This is a genomic window from Pseudomonas sp. Irchel s3b2 (genome assembly GCF_900187445.1).
In the GTDB taxonomy this organism is placed as follows: Bacteria; Pseudomonadota; Gammaproteobacteria; order Pseudomonadales; family Pseudomonadaceae; genus Aquipseudomonas.
Window position 1 is genome coordinate 24,600 of sequence record NZ_FYEB01000002.1, and the last position, 19,372, is coordinate 43,971.

General features: G+C 59.7%; 17 protein-coding genes and 1 pseudogene. 6 read left to right on the forward strand and 12 right to left on the reverse strand.

What is annotated here, in order from left to right:
* Positions 1–90 precede the first annotated feature (90 nt).
* Both CKW20_RS06925 and glmS read left to right on the forward strand, forming a co-directional pair.
* A complete protein-coding gene (locus CKW20_RS06925) occupies positions 91–867 on the forward strand; it encodes a DeoR/GlpR family DNA-binding transcription regulator (protein WP_095052282.1) in 777 nt (258 codons plus the stop codon).
* Position 868: 1 nt separating this feature from the next.
* Positions 869–2,701, forward strand: a complete 1,833-nt coding sequence (gene glmS, locus CKW20_RS06930; RefSeq protein ID WP_095052283.1) for a glutamine--fructose-6-phosphate transaminase (isomerizing) — start codon at positions 869–871, stop codon at positions 2,699–2,701.
* A gap of 73 nt (positions 2,702–2,774) precedes the next feature.
* Here glmS and CKW20_RS06935 read toward each other — a convergent pair whose 3' ends face one another.
* The 6 genes from CKW20_RS06935 to CKW20_RS06960 are packed head-to-tail and all read right to left on the reverse strand — an operon-like array spanning position 2,775 to position 8,513.
* Positions 2,775–3,707 carry a phosphatidate cytidylyltransferase gene (locus tag CKW20_RS06935; protein WP_095052284.1) on the reverse strand — a complete coding sequence of 311 codons (933 nt, stop codon included), beginning with the start codon at positions 3,705–3,707 and terminating at the stop codon, positions 2,775–2,777.
* Position 3,708: 1 nt separating this feature from the next.
* On the reverse strand, positions 3,709–4,329 hold the full coding sequence (locus CKW20_RS06940; RefSeq protein ID WP_095052285.1) for a 1-acyl-sn-glycerol-3-phosphate acyltransferase: 621 nt from the start codon (positions 4,327–4,329) through the stop codon (positions 3,709–3,711).
* Positions 4,330–4,340: 11 nt separating this feature from the next.
* Entirely contained in the window at positions 4,341–4,796 is a 456-nt protein-coding gene (locus CKW20_RS06945) for a hypothetical protein (protein ID WP_095052286.1), read from the reverse strand.
* On the reverse strand, positions 4,786–6,096 hold the full coding sequence (locus CKW20_RS06950) for a phosphatase PAP2/dual specificity phosphatase family protein (protein ID WP_095052287.1): 1,311 nt from the start codon (positions 6,094–6,096) through the stop codon (positions 4,786–4,788). Before CKW20_RS06950 ends, CKW20_RS06945 begins: the two co-directional genes overlap by 11 nt.
* Positions 6,093–7,850 (reverse strand): bifunctional alpha/beta hydrolase/class I SAM-dependent methyltransferase, encoded by a 1,758-nt coding sequence (locus tag CKW20_RS06955; protein WP_095052288.1) that lies wholly within the window; start codon positions 7,848–7,850, stop codon positions 6,093–6,095. The genes CKW20_RS06950 and CKW20_RS06955 overlap by 4 nt, the downstream gene beginning before the upstream one ends.
* A 39-nt stretch (positions 7,851–7,889) precedes the next feature.
* Positions 7,890–8,513 carry a CDP-alcohol phosphatidyltransferase family protein gene (locus CKW20_RS06960; RefSeq protein ID WP_095052289.1) on the reverse strand — a complete coding sequence of 208 codons (624 nt, stop codon included), beginning with the start codon at positions 8,511–8,513 and terminating at the stop codon, positions 7,890–7,892.
* Between the two features lie 159 nt (positions 8,514–8,672).
* On the opposite strand from CKW20_RS06960, the gene CKW20_RS06965 reads away from it, so the two are divergent.
* The 4 genes and pseudogenes from CKW20_RS06965 (at position 8,673) to CKW20_RS06980 (ending at position 12,114) form a co-directional block, all read left to right on the forward strand.
* A complete protein-coding gene (locus CKW20_RS06965; RefSeq protein WP_095052290.1) occupies positions 8,673–9,575 on the forward strand; it encodes a LysR family transcriptional regulator in 903 nt (300 codons plus the stop codon).
* Between the two features lie 138 nt (positions 9,576–9,713).
* Positions 9,714–10,340 (forward strand): glutathione S-transferase family protein, encoded by a 627-nt coding sequence (locus tag CKW20_RS06970; protein ID WP_095052291.1) that lies wholly within the window; start codon positions 9,714–9,716, stop codon positions 10,338–10,340.
* 63 nt (positions 10,341–10,403) lie between these two features.
* A pseudogene (locus CKW20_RS06975) lies at positions 10,404–11,354 on the forward strand (pyridoxamine 5'-phosphate oxidase family protein); the annotation flags it as partial.
* 382 nt (positions 11,355–11,736) lie between these two features.
* The gene (locus tag CKW20_RS06980) at positions 11,737–12,114 is read left to right on the forward strand and encodes a DUF6124 family protein (RefSeq protein ID WP_095052293.1); all 378 of its coding nucleotides are present in this window, start codon (positions 11,737–11,739) and stop codon (positions 12,112–12,114) included.
* Between the two features lie 153 nt (positions 12,115–12,267).
* On the opposite strand, the gene CKW20_RS06985 is transcribed toward CKW20_RS06980, so the two are convergent.
* The 6 genes from CKW20_RS06985 to CKW20_RS07010 are packed head-to-tail and all read right to left on the reverse strand — an operon-like array spanning position 12,268 to position 19,370.
* Entirely contained in the window at positions 12,268–13,398 is a 1,131-nt protein-coding gene (locus tag CKW20_RS06985; protein ID WP_095052294.1) for a glycosyltransferase family 4 protein, read from the reverse strand.
* Entirely contained in the window at positions 13,399–14,529 is a 1,131-nt protein-coding gene (locus CKW20_RS06990) for a glycosyltransferase family 1 protein (protein WP_095052295.1), read from the reverse strand.
* On the reverse strand, positions 14,513–15,880 hold the full coding sequence (locus CKW20_RS06995; protein WP_095052296.1) for a glycosyltransferase family 1 protein: 1,368 nt from the start codon (positions 15,878–15,880) through the stop codon (positions 14,513–14,515). The genes CKW20_RS06990 and CKW20_RS06995 overlap by 17 nt, the downstream gene beginning before the upstream one ends.
* Positions 15,877–17,130, reverse strand: coding sequence for an ABC transporter ATP-binding protein (locus tag CKW20_RS07000; protein ID WP_095052297.1), 1,254 nt, complete (start codon positions 17,128–17,130; stop codon positions 15,877–15,879). Before CKW20_RS07000 ends, CKW20_RS06995 begins: the two co-directional genes overlap by 4 nt.
* Positions 17,130–17,927, reverse strand: a complete 798-nt coding sequence (locus CKW20_RS07005; protein WP_095052298.1) for an ABC transporter permease — start codon at positions 17,925–17,927, stop codon at positions 17,130–17,132. The genes CKW20_RS07000 and CKW20_RS07005 overlap by 1 nt, the downstream gene beginning before the upstream one ends.
* Positions 17,928–19,370, reverse strand: coding sequence for a mannose-1-phosphate guanylyltransferase/mannose-6-phosphate isomerase (locus CKW20_RS07010; RefSeq protein WP_095052299.1), 1,443 nt, complete (start codon positions 19,368–19,370; stop codon positions 17,928–17,930).
* Positions 19,371–19,372: the final 2 nt, after the last annotated feature.

Sequence of the window (19,372 nt, forward strand, 5' to 3'; positions counted from 1 at the left end):
ACAGACAATTTTTCTTGTGCCGGCTTGACTAAGTTTCGCTAATAGGTTTTGATTGCTTGCGTTATCTTTCGAATCGAAACTTACCAAGCCATGTCAAAGCGCAACACGCCCCAACGCCGCCACAACATCCTCGCCTTGCTCAATGAGCAGGGGGAAGTCAGTGTGGACGAACTGGCCAAGCGCTTCGAAACCTCGGAAGTTACGATTCGCAAGGATTTGGCGGCGCTTGAAAGCAATGGTTTGTTGCTGCGTCGCTATGGCGGGGCGATCACCATGCCTCAGGAACTTGTCGCCGATCTCGGCCAACCGGTTTCCAAATACAAGCAGGCCATTGCCCGCGCCGCCGTCACGCGAATCCGCGAGCATGCGCGAATCATCATCGACAGCGGTAGTACCACCGCCGCGATGATCCCGGAACTCGGCCAACAACCGGGTCTGGTGGTGATGACCAACTCCCTGCACGTCGCCAACGCTTTGAACGAACTCGAGCACGAGCCGGTGCTGTTGATGACCGGTGGTACCTGGGACCCGCATTCCGAGTCCTTCCAGGGTCAGGTGGCCGAGCAAGTACTACGCTCATATGACTTTGATCAGTTATTTATCGGTGCCGATGGCATCGATCTGGTGCGCGGGACCACCACGTTCAACGAATTGCTGGGCTTGAGCCGTGTCATGGCCGAAGTTGCCCGCGAAGTGATCGTGATGGTCGAGGCCGACAAGATCGGCCGCAAAATTCCCAATCTGGAGCTGCCATGGAGCAGTGTCCATACCCTCATTACCGATGATCGTCTGCCACTGGAGGCACGCGATCAGATTCAGGCCCGCGGCATTAATTTGATTTGCGCCGCCGTCAGTCAGGAGAAATAGCATGTGTGGAATTGTCGGTGCAGTCGCAGAACGTAACGTTACCGCCATCCTGCTCGAAGGCCTCAAGCGCCTGGAATACCGTGGCTATGACAGTGCCGGTGTGGCGGTGTACACCAACGATGAGAAGCTTTTGCGTACGCGTCGTCCGGGCAAGGTCAGCGAGTTGGAACAAGCGCTGATCGAAGAGCCGCTGGTCGGCCGTCTGGGCATTGCCCATACCCGCTGGGCGACCCACGGCGCGCCATGTGAACGCAATGCTCACCCGCATTTTTCTGGCGATCTGGCGGTGGTGCACAACGGCATCATCGAGAACCATGAAGCCCTGCGCGAGCAACTCAAGGCGCTGGGCCACGTATTCACGTCGGACACTGACACTGAAGTCATCGCGCATTTGCTGCACGAAAAACTCAAGCTTCAACCCGACCTGACAGTTGCCCTGAAAGCGACCGTGCAAGAGCTGCACGGTGCTTACGGCTTGGCGGTGATCAGCGCCCTTCAACCGGATCGCCTGGTGGCGGCTCGCAGTGGCAGCCCATTGGTGATCGGTCTGGGTATGGGTGAGAACTTCCTGGCTTCCGATCAGTTGGCGCTACGTCAGGTGACCGACCGTTTCATGTACCTGGAAGAAGGCGATATCGCCGAAATTCGCCGCGACAGTGTGCAGATCTGGGATATCGATGGCGCGCTCGTCGAGCGTGAAAGCGTTCAATACCGCGACGGTGCCGAAGCGGCTGACAAGGGCGAATTCCGCCATTACATGCTCAAGGAAATTCACGAGCAACCGGTCGTAGTACAGCGCACCCTCGAAGGTCGCCTGAGCCATAACCAGGTGCTGGTCGAGGCATTCGGCCCAGGAGCTGCCGAGCTGTTCGCCAAGGTGCGCAATGTACAGATCGTCGCCTGCGGCACCAGCTATCACGCCGGCATGGTTGCCCGTTACTGGCTCGAAGAACTGGCCGGCATTCCGTGTCAGGTCGAAGTTGCCAGCGAATTCCGCTACCGCAAGGTGGTCGTACAGCCAAACACCCTGTTCGTGAGCATCTCCCAGTCAGGTGAAACTGCCGACACATTGGCCGCCCTGCGCAATGCCAAAGAGCTGGGTTTCCTTTCCAGCCTGGCGATTTGCAACGTCGGCATCAGTTCTCTTGTGCGCGAATCGGACCTGACGCTGCTGACCCAGGCCGGTCGTGAAATCGGCGTCGCCTCGACCAAAGCCTTCACCACTCAATTGGTTGGCCTGCTATTGCTGACCCTGTCCCTGGGTCAGGTTCGCGGAACGTTGGCCGAAGGCGTCGAAGCCACACTGGTCGAAGAACTGCGTCGCCTGCCGACCCGTTTGGGCGAAGCCCTGGCCATGGACAGCACCGTGGAGAAAATCGCCGAGCTGTTTGCCGAGAAGAACCACACGCTGTTCCTCGGTCGCGGCGCGCAATTCCCGGTGGCGATGGAAGGGGCCCTCAAGCTCAAGGAAATCTCCTACATCCACGCAGAAGCCTATCCGGCGGGCGAGCTCAAACACGGTCCGTTGGCGCTTGTGGATAACGACATGCCGGTGGTCACCGTGGCGCCGAACAACGAGTTGCTGGAGAAGCTGAAGTCCAACCTCCAGGAAGTCCGCGCGCGTGGTGGTGAGCTGATCGTCTTTGCCGACGAGCAGGCCGGCATGACCAATGGCGAAGGCACTCATGTCGTCAAGATGCCGCACATCCACGACATCCTGTCGCCGATTCTCTACACCATTCCGTTGCAGCTGCTTTCGTACTATGTCGCCGTATTGAAAGGTACTGACGTTGACCAGCCACGTAACTTGGCGAAATCGGTGACGGTGGAATAAGTTATCCACAAGCAATGAAATGAAAGACCGCAGTTTTGGCTGCGGTCTTTTTTTTTGAGGAAGGTCAGCTATTTCAAGTCCACCAATACCGTACAAGATGAAAGAAGATCGGCGCCGCAAAACACACTGAATCCAGCCGATCCAGCATCCCGCCGTGGCCTTCGATCATGTGTCCCCAATCCTTCACGCCGCGATCACGCTTGATTGCCGACATCACGATGCCGCCGGCAAAGCCCAGCAGGTTGATCAGCAGCGCAATCAAGAACGACTGCCACGGGCTGAAGGGTGTGGTCCACCACAAGGCTGCACCAATCAGCGAGGACAGCAAAACGCCGCCGACAAAGCCTTCAACGGTTTTCGACGGTGACAGAGTGGGCGCGATTTTGCGTTTGCCGAACAACTTTCCGCATACGTACTGCAGCACGTCCGACAACTGCACCACGATCACCAGATACGCGATCAGCAGCAGGTTGCGGCCTTCATAACCGACGATGTCCAGGGTCAGCAGGGCGGGCACGAACGACACGCAGAACACCGCGATCATCAAGCCCCATTGCACTTTCGACGCCCGCTCAAGGAAGTGCGTGCTGTCGCCGCCGAGAGACGCAAGAATCGGCAGCAGCAAAAACACGTACACCGGAATAAAGATCGAGAACAATCCGTACCAATCGGAATAGATCAGCAGATATTGCAGCGGCAATGCCAGGTAAAACGCTGCCACCAGCGCCGGGTAGTCGCTGCGTCGAGTGGGCATGAGGGTAAGGAATTCGCGTAGCGCATAGAACGATACTGCGTAAAACAGCAGGATCACCGCGCCGGTGCCCAGCCAAAAAGCGATGCCGATCACCACCACCATCACCCACCAGGCGTTGATGCGGGCGTTGAGGTTTTCGATGACTGCATTGGGCGTGCCCCGGGTGCGCAGTTTGAGGATCAGGCCAATCAGTGAGGCCAGCACCAGAATCATGCCGATCCCGCCGAACAGCATCAGGGTTTGTCTATCCATGTCAGGAATGCTCCGGGGCGAGGGCCAGCAGTGCGTCGCGGCTGCGTGAAAGGAACAGCTCTTTGCTTTCGCCTTCAGTCAGTTGCAGGGGCGCGCCGAAACTGGTGGTACACAGCAGCGGCAGTGGCAGCACTCGGCCCTTGGGCATGACCCGGTTGAGGTTGGCGATCCACACCGGAATCACTTGGGCCTGTGGGTAACGTTTTGCCAAGTGATACAGGCCGCTTTTGAACGGCAGCAAACCCTCTTCCAGATTGCGCGTGCCTTCGGGAAAGATGATCAACGAATCACCGTTCTCCAGAGCGTCGAGCATGGGCTGCAACGGGTTATCCACAGGGTCCTTGCGCTCGCGATCGATCAGCACGCCGTTGAACACCCGGCTGATGATGTAACGGCGTAAGGCGCTCTTGTTCCAGTAGTCACTGCCGGCCACCGGTCGCGTAAGTTTGCGCAGGGCGGAAGGGAGTGAGGCCCAGAGCAGCACGAAGTCGCCGTGGCTGCTGTGATTGGCAAAATAAATGCGCTGCACGGGTTCCGGCGCGCAACCCATCCACAGGCTGCGGGCGCCAGTAACGGTTCGGGCCATGGAGGTGATGAGGAAGGCGACCACAGGTTCGAACATTAACGATTTCCTTATCCAGCGAAGGGCAGCCAAGGGCTGGCCAGAATGACAGCCAATGGTGGCAGCACTTGGGCGGCCAGCAGGACAGCCTGTTTGCGCAGCAGTTTAAGTCCCCCGCGCTGACGTTCGGTCCAGGGCCGGCCGGCACGGTTGGCCGGTTGCAGGCCGAGGTTTTGCAGGGCCTGGTCGAGGGCTTGAGTGCGGTCTGACAAAGCGTCAGCGTCGCGGGCCATCAGGGTAAAGAGGTCAGCGTCGAAGGCCACCCGCAGCGCCCAGTATTTTTGCCATAGCCCGAGGATGATCAGCCAGGCGCTGAGGATCAAGAACGGCGCAGCCGGGGTGATCAGCAGCAGTTGCAGCAGGCCAAACAACACACCCAGCAAGGTCAGCCCTGTGGATAACTGATCGAGAGTGCGGCCCCGGCGCAGCAGGCTGGCGACCACGTGCAGTTCCATATCAACCGGCATAGGCGTTCTCCAGGGCTTGGCGATGGGCCGGATGCAGCACCACTTGCGGGCGTGCGGCCTGGATCATCGCCACGGCGGCATCGACAGTGGCCGCTCGACCGCTGTGCAGCAACCAGGCCGCGATAGCAGTGGCGCTGCGTGAATAACCCAAAGCGCAGCAGACCAGCAGTGGACCTTGCTGGCGCAGGTGCTCAATGGCCTGGGCGGCGGCGAGGCATTGCTCAGCGCTGGGCGTGGTCAGGTCGAGTATCGGAACGCTTTGATAGGCGCGGCCTCTCGGGTTGAGCGGCAGCTCAGCGCATAGATCAACCACTGCTTTGAACGGCGCCAACTGATCAGCATTGGGGAGCCTGCCAAGCCAAACGTTATCCACGACCTCATTGGGCTGCGGATGTTTGCGGGTCCAAAGCCGTGAATTGATCCACGCCGCGGCCACGTAAGGTGCAAATAACCAACGGGCGGCCGGGCTAAGGCGGCCGTCGGCGCGTTTCTGAAACCCGGCGGCGTCCAGCAGCATGTAGTTGAGCGCCACCAACAGCAACGCCACGGCGGGCCAGATCAGCCACAGCCATCCGCCGCCCAGGCCAAAGGCTGGAATGGCGAATATCGCCGCACCGATACCATAACGCAGGGCCAGGCGCCAGCGTTTCGGATCCTTGGCCAACCGCAGGCTACTCAAGGGGCTGGGCCGATCCAGTGGCCACAACCACACGCACAGCCAGCCGGCGAGGGCGCCTGTGGGTAAGTCGATAAAGTGATGTTGATAAGTGGTCAGCACCGAAATCCCGATCAATGCGAACCAGCCGTGCACCAGCCAGCGCCACAGGCCTTGCGTGTGCCGTTGGTACATCACCCACAAAATCACCAGCAGAGCGATGTGCAGCGACGGCGCCTGATTGAACGGCTTGTCGAACCCGGCCAGCACCGCGAACAGCCAGCCGAACACTCCGTCCAGTTCAGGCCGTTCGAAGGTGAAGCGCAGCGGCCATAACAGGAAACAACTGACTGAGATCACTTGAGCACTCAGCAGGCGCAAGGCATGGCGCTTGAGTTCATGGCGACTATCGGGCAGCAGCAGCGAAAAACCGTACAGCAGATCAATCGTCCAGTAGGGGACGATGGTCCAGGCCCAGAAGGGCATGGCGGTTTCCCAATCGAAAACGAAGGTGTCGACATCGCTGCGCTGGGCCGTGACCCACGTGGCAAAGCCGTAGCTGGCGAAAAACAGCGGCGCCAGCACCAGCAACCAGAGCACGGCGGGTTTCAGCAAACCCGGCTCTCTCGGGGCAGCCCCCATCATTGCACCCGTTGCGCGAGGGACACGGTGAAGATCCCCCATTCATCCACTCGCTGGGTGATTTTACGAAAACCCGCTGCTTCTACCAGTTGATCCATTTCCGCCTGGCTGCGCCGACGCATTACCCAAGCCTGGCCTTGACGGTGACTGGTGAGGGCGCGGGCAATCAGTTCCAGCTGCGGGTGCCAGGGCTGACCGGTGTAGACCAGATAGCCACCGGGCTCCACGGCCTCGGCCAGGCCCGCCAAAGAGCCGCCGACCAGTGCATTGTCGGCAAACAGTTCATACAACCCGGACACCACCGCCAGTGTCGGCTTTGGGTCCAGTGCCGCCAGGTCGGCGCGGTCGAACGCGTCGCCTTTCACGAACTGCGCGATGTCTCCAAGGCCTTTATCGCGAATCAGCGCACCACCGTCACGGACATTAATGTCGCTGTAATCGCGCAACAGTATCGATTCCGGTAGCGGGCTGACGCCCTGCAAGGCTTCGAGAATGTAGCGGCCGTGACCGGCGGCGATGTCGACAATGCGCACCGGTCGGCCTTCTTCGCGCAGTTTGGCCATGGTCAGGCGCAGCAGTTCTTCGACGTTGAGTTTGCGCTGGCGAATGCCGCGCCAGCCGATGGAATTCAGGTAGTTCTGATCAATCATCCGCCCGAGCCCGCCCTTGCCGGTGGGCTGGTTGCGGTACACGTAGTCCAGGGTGCTGCCGGAGTCGAAACCGGTGTCGAAACCCAGTTTCACCCCATCTGACAGTCGGCTGCCCAAGCGCATGCTGGCGCGGGTCATGCGCCAGTACAGGTCACGCAACGAGTTGCGCGGCAGCGGGGCGGCGAGGGATTCGGATTCGGCGCAGGTCAGGCCGATTCTGTCGGCATCGAGCAACGAGGCGCGGTCCAGCGGGTATTCAAAGTTTTGCAGGATAAAGCGTTTGGCACTGGCTACGGCCACGGCGCGATCACGTTCCCCAAGCGTGTCGTGGAAGAAGCCCGGGAGAATGTGTTTTTCCTTTTTCAGGCTGCCCAGGCGTTCGAAAAACTGTTCCTGGGGTTTGCGGTGGACCACAAAATCCGAGCCGGAAATCAGCAACTGGGTCGGCACCTGTATCGCCTGCGCATCGGCCACAACACGGTCGGCGGCTTCATACAAGCCGAGTAGCACATTCACCGAAATCGCCTTGGTGATCAGCGGATCGCTGTCGTAGGAGGCGACGCGTTCCGGGTCGTGGCTGAGGAACTTGGCCTTGACGTAGCTGTTGACGAAAAAGTTGCCGCGAAACTTGCGCATCAGCGCCAGACCCGGACGGGCGCAAGGTACGTAGAGCTTGACCTTGAATGCGGGCGACGCGAGCACCAGCGAGCGGATGCGCGGTGCATAGTCGTGGACCCAGGTCGAGGCAATCACCGCGCCGACGCTCTGGGCGATCACGGCCATGTTCTCTTCGTCGATCTGGTGGGTCGCGTTCAGGTGATCGCAAAAGGTCTGCACGTCACGCACGCTGGTGGCGAAACTTGGGCTGTCACCGCGAGCTCCCGGCGACTGACCATGGCCGCGCGCGTCCCAGGCAAAGAAGTCGAACGCTGGCAGGTCTAGTTCATCCACCAAGTGGGCGATGCGCCCCGAATGTTCATGGCCGCGATGAAACAGCAGCACTGCCTTGCGCGGTTCGCCCGGATTACCCGCCGTGGCCGGCCAATGGCGGTAGAACAGCTCAACGCCGTCGTGGGTAGTGAAGGTCTGATTCTGAGTTTCACGCATTGCACTTTCCTTATGCTTGGGGAGCCTTACGCTGAGGCCTTATGCCGAGGGAGCGTTTTCCTGCACTTCTTTCAGGCCCAGACGGACCCGGTTGACCAAGGTGTAAGCCAGCAGGACGGCGACCACCGCAAACACAACGTTAATCCACAACGCGTTGATCCAGCCGATGGCAATGCCGGTGGCCAAGACGCCCAATACAAACGCGCGATCGCTCTTGCCCATCGGGCCGTCATAACGCCGCGATGCGCCGACCATCGGCCCGAGGACGCCACTGTACTCGCTGAACAATGCCAGCAGCGTGACCAACAGCACAATCAACACACTCACGTCGGGAATCAGGGCAAAAGGCAGGATCAGCGCGCTGTCGGCAACAATATCGCACAGCTCATTAAGGTAGGCGCCGAGGCGCGACTGCTGGCCGAATTCCCGGGCCAGCATGCCGTCGATGGCATTCAGCGCCATCCGCAGGATCATCCACACGGGAATCAGCAGAAATACCCACAGGTGATTGGCGAAACAGGCAATCCCGATGCCCGTCACGACCGAAATGATGCCGGCCAGCACGGTGATTTGATTGGCGGTGGTGCCGTTATCGAACAATCGCTGAACCAGCGGTCGCAACAGATTCTGGAAGGCGGGTTTAAGTTGATAGATGGAGGGCATCTGGATACGGTCTCAGCAATTGAAAGCGTGAACGTTCAGGGTTATACGTCACAATAATCAGAATGCCAGTAAAACTGCACGGCTCATCCTCTTCCAGCGATATCCAGGTCCAATCGGGAACTGTCGGCCTCGCGTTTTTCAGTGCTCAGGAGTTAATCCATGGACCGCTTCCAGGAAATGCAAGTCTTCGCCGCCGTCGCTCAAGAGCAAGGCTTCTCGGCGGCGGCGCGGCGTTTGGGGATGTCGGCGGCCAGCGTCACTCGGGCAGTGGCGGCGTTGGAAAAACGCATCGGCACCCAATTGCTGACGCGTACCACCCGCAGCGTGCATTTGAGCGAGGCGGGTCAGCGTTATCTGGAGGACTGTCGGAGAATTCTCACCGAGGTGCAGGAAGCGGAGGATTCTGCGGCGGGCAGCCATGCCCAACCCCGTGGGCAACTGACGATCACGGCGCCGGTATTGTTCGGTGATTTGTTCGTTACGCCGGTCATGGTCGGTTACTTGTCTCAATTCCCTGAAGTCAGCATCAACGCTCTACTGGTCGATCGGGTAGTGAGCATGGTCGAGGAGGGCATCGATGTGGCTGTGCGCATCGGTGAGTTGCCTGACAGCAATCAGCATGCAATTCGTGTGGGCGAAGTGCGGCGGGTGATCTGTGCTTCCCCTGGATTCCTGACTGACCATGGTCGGCCCCGGCATCCTGCAGAGTTGAGCGCAACCCCGATCATCGCTACCTCGTCTATCGGGCAGCACAGAAGCTGGCCGTTCCTTGACGGGGGAGAGCCGATCAGCATTCGTCTGGAACCGCGTCTTGTGGTCACCGCCAATCAGGCGGCTATTACTGCCGCCTCGATAGGACTGGGACTGACCCGAGTCCTTTCGTATCAAGTGGCGAGCAAAGTCGCCGCCGGTGAGCTGGAAATTGTTCTGGCTGACTTCGAATTGCCGCCATTACCCATTCATGTGGTCTACCAGGGTGGGCGCAAAGCCCCGGTGCGGGTCCGTAGTTTTGTGGACTTCGCGGTGAAGGTGCTGCGCGAACACCCGGCCCTGCACGGCTGAAGGGTTATTTCACCGGGTGAAATAATGGATTGCGTTTGCTGGTTATTCTGTTGTTTTGGTGGTGGGTGGAAGATAGCCCCCATCGGCGCTGATCTCTCCTGAACGGCGCCACTAACCAGCTAACCAGCGGAGTCGACCATGCTAGCCATCAAACTCTACAACTTTCCCCGTTCTGGCCATGCTCACCGGGTAGAGCTGATGCTGTCTTTGTTGCAACTGCCGACCGAACTGATCTTTGTCGATTTGGCCAAGGGCGCCCACAAGCAAGCGGATTTTCTGGCGCTCAACCCATTTGGTCAGGTTCCGGTGATTGATGATCAAGGCGTGGTGCTGGCCGATTCCAACGCGATCCTGGTCTACCTTGCGTTGAAATACGGCAACGGTCACTGGCTGCCAACCGACCCGGTCGGTGCGGCCAAGGTTCAGCGTTGGTTGTCGGTCGCCGCCGGGCCGATTGCCTTTGGCCCTGCCAGGGCAAGGCTGATCACTGTGTTTGGTGCGCCTTACAACGCGCAAGAGGTGATCGCTTATGCCCAAACCTGGCTCAAAGTGATCGATCAGGAACTGGGTGCAACGCCCTATCTGGTCGGTAGCGAGCCGACCATCGCCGACATTGCCGCGTACAGCTACATCGCTCATGCACCGGAAGGCAATGTGTCGCTGGAGGACTACGCCAACATTCGCGCGTGGCTGGCGCGGATTGAAGCTTTGCCAGGGTTTGTCGGCATGCCGCGCACCGTCGCCGGTTTGCAAAAAACTGCCTGATGTTCACGACCCGACTCGGTCGGGCCGTTCTTATTGCGCGAGGAGCGCAGGGGAGAAGCCGTTATGGAACGTTCACCTTGGCACGCAGGCGAGAAACAGTTGCAGGCTCGCGTGGGTGTCGCCGAGCGAATGGACGAATTAGGTCGTAGGGTGATTCGCAGCGAGATGCCGGATCAGCACCGCACGTTCTATCAGCAACTGCCGTTCATGCTGTACGGCGCGGTGGATGCTGACGGCAATCCTTGGGCCAGCATTCTTGAAGGGGCGCCGGGTTTTGCCCATTCTCCAGAGCCTGCGCTGTTGCAGTTCGGCAGCCTGCCTGGCCGCGACGACCCTGCGCAATTGCAAGACGGGGCGGCGATCGGTCTGCTCGGTATCGAGCTGCACACCCGACGTCGCAACCGTCTCAATGGTCGAATCGGCGCTGTAACGGCGAGCGGCTTCGAGGTGAAGGTGGAGCAATCTTTCGGCAATTGCCCGCAGTACATTCAATTGCGCCAGTTTCGCTCGGTTCCCTTGGCGGATCCGACGACCCGTATCGCGCAGCACCTCAATGGGCTGGATGACGCGGCCAAAGCCATGATCGCCGGCGCTGATACCTTCTTTGTCGCCAGTTATGTGGACGTCGATGGCCAACGCTCTGTGGACGTTTCTCATCGGGGTGGACAGGCGGGTTTCGTCCAGGTAGAGGGCAATCGCCTGACCATCCCGGACTTCGCCGGCAACCTATTCTTCAATACCTTGGGCAACCTGCTGACCAATCCTCGAGCCGGTTTGCTATTCATCGATTTCGATTCGGGTGACTTGCTGCACCTCAGCGGTCGTACGCAAATCATCCTCGAAGGCCCTCAGGTCGAAGCCTTTCAAGGGGCCGAGCGGTTGTGGACATTCGAGGTGGAGCGCGTGGTGCGTCGGCCCGCGGCGCTGGCCTTGCGCTGGCGCTTTGACGGTGTGTCACCCAAAAGTTTGCTGACCGGTACTTGGGCGCAGGCGAATGCTCGTCTGCGAGCTCAGGTTTAGAAAAAGATCGCAGCCTTCGGCAGCTCCTACAGGGTGTAAACAAATCCTGCGTAGGAGCTGCCGAAGGCTGCGATCTTTTGATCTTCAGGCAGTCCTACAGACGATGATTTTAGGGGGAGGTTTCCGACAAGTTTTGACGGTTGTCGGTCGGAAATGCGCTGGATAGGCTTTGGGGGGCGCTGCAAATTCAGTGATCGGGTTTGGTCGCCCAGGTTTAGAATGGCGCACTTTTATGCTTGCTTCATGGCGAGCTGTGCGTGGGAGGGCTTAGGCCCTGCCGGGTTCCATTCCCTGGTCGACCAACCCGCGTATGGTTCGCCACCCTTCTGCTTGGTCGCAGAGTTGGCGAACTCCAGTCCTCGAATGGAGTTTCATCATGTTCAAAGCAACACCGAATCCCCCGGAAACCGAAGACGTTTCCCCCTACGAATCCAACGATTCAAAAAGATTCCACGATGCCGCTAACCGCGCGCTCGATCACTACCTCAATCCAGCCGCCCTCAAATCACCCGCGACCCGCAAACCGAGCACGATGTATATGATTGCGCCGGATATCAAAGACGAAGACCTGTTGGCCCACACCTGTGAATCGTTGGCCCAGGCCAGTGTGATGGCGAGTGATTTTGCGGGGTATCTGGAAGGGCCGCACCGGCATACGGCCATGGCGATTCAACAGATCGTCATGCTGGCCGAACTGGCGGTGAACCGGATGCTGGATAACGTGGGCGTACCAAAACCTGCGCCGCACAGCTGATCCAATGCGGGAATGGCTTTTGTGGCGAGGGAGCTTGCTCCCGCTTGAGTGCGCAGCACTCACAAATTCGGCAATAGATTGCCAGAATCCTGGGGCCGCTACGCAGCCCAGCGCGAGCAAGCTCGCTCGCCACAAAAGTCCGGTCCCGCAGGTTTAGGCGTAGGACAGAGATTTCTCTTCCAGTAGGTCCTGATACAACTCCGTCCACTTGCGGCCCATTTCGTCAGCCGTGAACAGCTGCCGATAACGGGCTTCTGCCTTCACGCCCATTTCGGCTGCAAGCGTCGGGTTTTCCCACAGCGTGCGCATGGCCTCACGGAACGCCTGTGGATGACTTGGCGGCACCACCAGCCCGGTTTCGTTGTGGATGTTGATGTAGCTGGTGCCGGTGCCGATTTCGCTGGAGATCATCGGTTTGCCGTACATCGCGCCTTCAAGCAGCGAGATGCCGAACGCTTCGGAGCGCAAGTGCGACGGAAATACGATGGCGTAACTCAGTTGCAGCAGTGCGACTTTGTCTTCGTCCCCCAGACGCCCAAGAAAGTGAATATTGCGTAAACCCAATGCTGCGGCTTGAGCATGCAGTTCGGCTTCCAGCGGCCCGGCGCCAACGATGACCACCGGGTAATCCACGTCTTTCAAGGCGTCGAGCAGAATGTGCAGGCCTTTGTAATAGCGCATCACGCCCACAAACAGGAAAAACTTATCCCCAAGCGTTTGCCGCCAATGGTCCATGCGTTCGTTGTCGGGCTGTGGATAACCGGCCTTGTTCAGGCCATAGGGAATGACCCGGGTCTTGTCCTGAAACTGCTGCAACACATCACTGGTGTGCAGGTAGTTGGGGGAGGCGGCGACGATCCGGTCAGCGCTGGCGAGGAAGCGGTTCATCAGTGGCCGGTAAAGTTTGAGCAGGTGTTTCTGGCGAATGATGTCCGAGTGGTAGGTCACCACACTGGGCTTGTTCATGTTGCTGAGGAAATGCACCAGGTCCATGAACGGCCACGGGAAGTGGTAATTGACCACGTCTGCCTCAGCGGCCATTTCGCGAAATTGTTTGAAGACGCTGTAAGAAAAGCCTGTGGAAGCGAACTGAATGTCGAGTTTGGCCCGATGGACCTCGTGCTGCCCGAGCTGCACCACCGGCGGTGTCGGATCGGCACTGAGGGTCAGCACCTGACCTTCAATACCGTGCTGGGCGCCGCTTTCACATAACTGGAAGATGACTTGTTCGATCCCGCCGACCGAGTCAGGCAGGTACGTCTTGAAAAAATGAAGAACTCGCATTCAACCTCCCATAGCCTGGCGGTAGGCGCGGGCGGTGACCTTCGCGCAACGCTCCCAGGAAAAAAGCCTTGCCTGCTGTAATCCGGCTTTTCGGCATGCCTGCCAAAGTGTTTGATCGTCGATCAGATGGCGCATGACATCGCGCAAGCCGTCGGGATCGTCAGGTTCAATATAGTTGCCCGCAACGCCTGCGACTTCGGGCATGGCCGAGCGTCGGGTCAGGATGACCGGCGTGCCGCTGGCCATGGCCTCCAGCACCGGTAGGCCGAAGCCTTCATAGAGCGACGGAAAAATCAGCGCCCGGGCGCCCGCCAACAGCTGCGCGACCTGCTCGTCAGGCAGATAGCCGAGCAAACACACATGACCTTTTGCCAATGCCTGATGCAGCTCATCGCTGAATTGCTCGCGCTGCCAGCCGGCCATGCCGACGATCAACAGCGGAAAACGCTGACGCAACGCTTCCGGTAGTTGGGCGTGGGCGCGCAGGGCCAGGGTCAGGTTCTTGCGTGGCTCCAGAGTGCCAACGCAGAGGAAGTATTCCCGCATCTCAACCCCATGAGCCTTGAGCACCGCATCGATGGCCTCGGGTTCACGTGGGTGGAAACGTGCCGCCACGCCTAGCGGGGCGACCACAAAACGCTCGGCCGGCAGGGCGAAATAGTCTTGAGCTTCGTCGGCGATGTACTGCGAGTCGGTGAGAATCAGCTGCGCCTGCTGCACGCCATCGGCCAGTCGCCGCTCGATTTCTCGCAGGCGTGCCGGTGGTTGCGTTTCGGGATAGTGCAAGTGCGTCAGGTCATGCAGGGTGATGACCGTCGGGCCGTCGAATGACAGCGGCCACAGACTGGGCTCGTGATAAAGATCGATGGCCCGGGAGCGTCCTTGATCGAAGCGTTTCTGCGTCAGCCAGCGTCGCGCCTCATACGCCCCGGGTATCTGCCGCAGCAACGGTGTCAGTCGCGAATAACCCGGCATGGCCGCATCGGGTAACGAAGAACTCCAGCCCCAGCCATGGAACAGCGACAGCTCGATGTCCGGCTCACCGGCCAGGGCATTCACCAGTTCGGCGACGTAATGGCCGATACCGGTGCGCGGAGCCTGGAGAATTCGGGCGTTAAGGGCAATTCGCATGTTGCTTCTCTTGCACCACGGGTGTTTGCGCAAGGTTGCGCAGGGTTCGTTCGGCCAGTTGCGCACTGGCTTCACGCCAGCCGATCCAGCGCCAGTCCGCCACATTGCGGGCGGCCGGGAATTGTTGGCTGCGCTCGAATCGAGCAACCAGATCGGCCAGGCTTTGTGGTTCGGTCAAGTCGAAGTACGCCATGAACTCGCCGCCTATTTCACGGAAGACCGGGATGTCACTGCCCATGGCCGGCAAGCCGCGCTGCATGGCTTCCACCAGTGGCAGGCCGAAGCCTTCGACGTAGGAGGGAAACACCAGCGCACTGGCGTGGGAATAGGCGTGTTCGAGGCTGGTGTCGCTCAGGTCGTTAAACATGAAGAGGCGTTTGTTCAGCTCCGGGTGATTGCGCACCCGGGCGAGCAGGGCATCGCACTTCCAGCCAATGCGCCCGGCGATGCACAACCGGGCTTTCGAGCCGGCGGCCCAGGCGAGTTCGAAGGCATCCAGCAAGTAGTCGTGGTTCTTGCGCGGCTCGATGGTGCTGACCATCAGGAACACCGGTTCCGGGGTATCGAACAGCCGTGTCAGGCGTGTTTCGACGGCGGCGTTTTTTTCGTGCAGGTCCAGCTCGGAGCCCAGGTGGAAATAGTCGAACCACAAGGCATCGGCCCTGGCAGGACCCACTCGACGATGCAGTTCATCGCGTAACTGATCGCGTACCGTGGCGGAAATCGCCACGTAGCCATCGGCGGTTTGGGTGATCCAGTCGAACCACTCGTTGAAAATCTGCACCAGTCGCGTGTCGTAGAACTGCGGGTGGGTCAGGGGAATCAGGTCGTAGATCACCGAGACAATGCCCACGCCTTCGCGTTTGAGTTGTTCGGCCAACGGGAAGAAATCGGCGTGCCAGGACGAATCCAGCAGCACTAACTGATCGCCCGGTTGATGCTGCAGCGGCGAGCAACGTTTGGGCAGTTGATATTGATTGATTTGATCGATCAGGCGCAGCGGTACGCTGAAACCCGCCAGCGCCGTGAGGCGGTAAGCCGCGTACAGCGCGCGCCGGGTCCATCGCGATGTGCAGCGTTTGTCGAGGCGCTGGTGCAATTGCCAGAAACGATGAGCCAAACGCTCCAGACGCCCACCGAACTCCATCAGCCCATTGAAAAGCGGTATGTCCAAAGGGGCCAGGCTCAACACCCGGTAGAGCTTGCCTCTGAGCATCACCACCGGGATGCACTCAACGCCATCGACGCGCTCAGGCAACTGATTGATGACGTTGCGCACCACCCGCTGAATGCCCGAATTGACCTTGGGGTGCTGGAACACGTACGTGCATTCCACCAGAAGACGCGTCATGGCGTGTTCTCCGAGACAATCGATTCGGCCGCGCGAGTAATGGTGGTTTTTGCCGCCAGCCACGAGCAGCCGACGAAGTCTTCGTGTCGGTTGTTGATCACGTGGAACACCAGGCCGTAGTCGCGCCACTCGAAATTGCGGTCCAGGTGCGAGTCCAGCCGCGACAGGCTCAGGGCCACGGAATAGTTGCCCTTGCCCAGGCCCATGACGAAGGCAAAGCGGTAGGTCAGGCGCTCGCCGGCTTGTAGATCGGTGAGGGCGAGGTCCTGACGATGGGTGTTGATGCCGTACATGGCCTGGCCGAGGCGATCCTTGATCATGAAACCCAGTACCAGGCGTTCGATGTCTTGGCGCACTTCGACTTGCACCTCAAGCACCACCGGCTGGCCGACTTCGGCGGCATCGATGGCGCGTTCGCGCTCATCCAGCATGCGTACGCTGAGGATCCCGGCTTCACCGGTACCGGAAACGGTTTGCACCTGGCCGTCCGCGAGGATTTCCTGACGCACTGTCTGGCCTTCACGCTCGGCGAGCAGGGCGTTGTAGTAATCCATGACGGCTTCGGGTTTGCCGTGCATGGCCATGCGACCGTTTTCCAGGAGGATCGCCGAGTCGCAGATCGACTGAATCGCCGAGCGATCGTGGGACACGATCAGCAACGTGGTGCCGGCCTTGCGGAAGCTGCGGATGCGTTCGAAGCTCTTGTGCTGGAAGTAGGCATCGCCCACCGACAGTGCTTCATCGACGATCAGGATGTCCGGGCGCCGGGCGGTGGCCACGCTGAACGCCAGACGCATCTGCATGCCGCTGGAGTAGGTGCGCACCGGATGGTCGATGGCTTCGCCGATTTCCGCGAAGTGTTCGATTTCCGGCATCAGGGCTTCGATTTCTTCGACCTGCATGCCCAGCAATTGCCCGGCCATGACCGCGTTTTGCCGACCGGTGAATTCCGGGTGAAAACCCATGCCCAGTTCCAGCAGGGCGGCGACGCGGCCTTCGAGCTGGATCTGCCCACAGGTGGGTTGGGTGGTGCCGGTGATCATCTTCAGCAAGGTACTTTTACCGGCGCCATTGACCCCGACGATGCCCACCGCTTCACCGGGAGCGATCTCGAACGCCACGTCTTGCAGCACCCAGTGCTGGCGATGACGGATCGGCGAAAACGGGATCAGCCACTCGGCCAGTCGGCTCCAGCGCGTGGCGTATTGCTTGTAGGCCTTGCCCAGGCCGGTCACGCGTATGTGTCCCATCAGAGTTCATCCACCATTTCGCCGACCCGCTGACGAAACAGTCGCAGCCCGATCACGCAGAACAACAGACCGATCACGAAGATCGGCAACAGCGAACTCCAGACCGGCCATTGGCCGTAGAGGAACAGGTTCTGGTAACTGCCAATCAGGTTCGTTAGCGGGTTGAGTTGCAACAGCCGCTGGACCCACTCGGGCAGGATGCTCATCGGGTACACGATCGGCGTGAGCCAGAACCAGAATTGCAGGCAGATGCCGAAGAGTTGCCCGACATCGCGAAAGAACACGTTCAGCACGCCGAGGATCATTCCCAGCCCGGCGCAGAACATCACCTGCAGCGCCATCAGCGGTAGCAACGCCAGCAGGGCCATGCCCGGCAGGCGCCCGGTGATCAGCAGAAAGCCCAGGAACAGCCCGATGATGATCGCGAAATTGATGCCGGCATTGAACAGCACGATCACCGGCAGGCAGATTCTGGGGAAGCTGATTTTCTTCAGCAGGTTGGCGTTTTCCAGAAACATGTTCTGGCTGCGCAGGGTGATTTCCGAGAACAGACCCCAGGTCAGCAACCCGGCACAGAGATAGATGCTGTAGGCCATGCCGTCATCCACACCCGGCAAACGTGCGCGCATGATGTGGGAGAAAATCACCGTGTAGACGATGATCATCGACAGTGGGTTGAGTACGGTCCACAGGGCACCGAACAGCGAATTGCGATAACGCGCTTGAAACTCTCGCTTGACGCTACCGAGGATGAAACCACGATAGCTCCACAGCGAACGATACAGGGAAAGCAGCATTCAAACCGTCCTGCCGTATTGGTCTTCGAAGCGAACGATATCGTCTTCTCCCAGGTATTCACCGCTTTGCACTTCGATGATCACCAGGTCGATCACGCCGGGGTTTTCCAGGCGGTGCCTGTGCCCGGCGGCAATGAACGTCGACTCGTTCTTGGCCACCAGGTGCGACCCGGAACCGTTGTTGGTGACCTTGGCCATACCTTCGACCACCACCCAGTGTTCGTTGCGGTGGTGGTGCATCTGCAACGACAACTTGGCGCCGGGTTTGACCACGATGCGTTTGATCTTGAAGCGCGGCCCTTCCTCGAGCACGGTGTAGGTGCCCCAAGGTCGGCTGACGGTGCGATGCAGGCGATAGGCTTCGTGTTTTTCGTCCTTGAGCTGCCGGGCTACCCGGCGCACATCCTGGGCGCGGTCGGCGTGGGCCACCAGCACCGCGTCGGCGGTGTCGATGATGATCAGGTTATCCACACCCACTGCGGCGACCAACCGGTCTTCGCTCTGGATGAAGTTGTTGTGGCTGTCGATGAAGATCGCGTCGCCGCTGGCGCGATTGTTCTGTGCATCGGCCGGCACCAGCGCCGCCACGGCGCCCCAGGAACCTATGTCGCTCCAGTCGAAACTGGCCGGCACCACGACCACTTTGTCGGAGCGTTCCATCAAGGCGTAGTCGATGGCGATGTCGGTGATTTCGGCGAAGTGTGTTGGCGACAATTCCTGTTGCAGGCAGCCTGCGGTTTCCACCGGTGCACTGGCGGCCATGCAGGCCCGAGCCTGTTCAAGCAGTTGGGGCGCATGAAGATGCAACTCGGCCAGCAGTGTGGCGATCGAGAAGCAGAACATCCCCGAATTCCACAGGAAATTACCGCTCTCCAGATAATGCGTGGCGGTTTGCAGGTCGGGTTTCTCGACGAAGCGCTGCACCTTGGCGGCGCCTTTATCATCCAGCGGGGCACCGGTTTCGATGTAGCCGAAGCCGGTTTCCGGGGCTGTCGGTACTACGCCGAAGGTCACCAGATGACCGGCCTTGGCTAGCGTCACGGCGTGCTCGACCGCGCTTTTCAACGCGTCTTCGTTGAGGATCAGATGATCGGCGGGCATCACCACCATGATTGCTTCGTCGCCGTGCAGGGCTTGTAGCGAAAGGGCTGCCGCCGCGATGGCCGGGGCCGTATTGCGGCCCGTCGGCTCGAGCAGGAAATGCCCGCGATGACGCTCCAGGTGCGCACCCTGATAGTGATCCTTGCTCTGGAAGTAATAGTCGCGGTTGGTCACCGTGACGATATCGCCCCAGCCATCGAGCAAACCGGCCGCACGCCGATAAGTTTTACTCAGCAGCGACTGACCGTCGGGCAGGGTCATGAACGGCTTGGGATGGCCTTCACGGGACACAGGCCACAAACGGGTCCCGGCACCGCCGGAGAGAATCACGGGAATCAGCATGG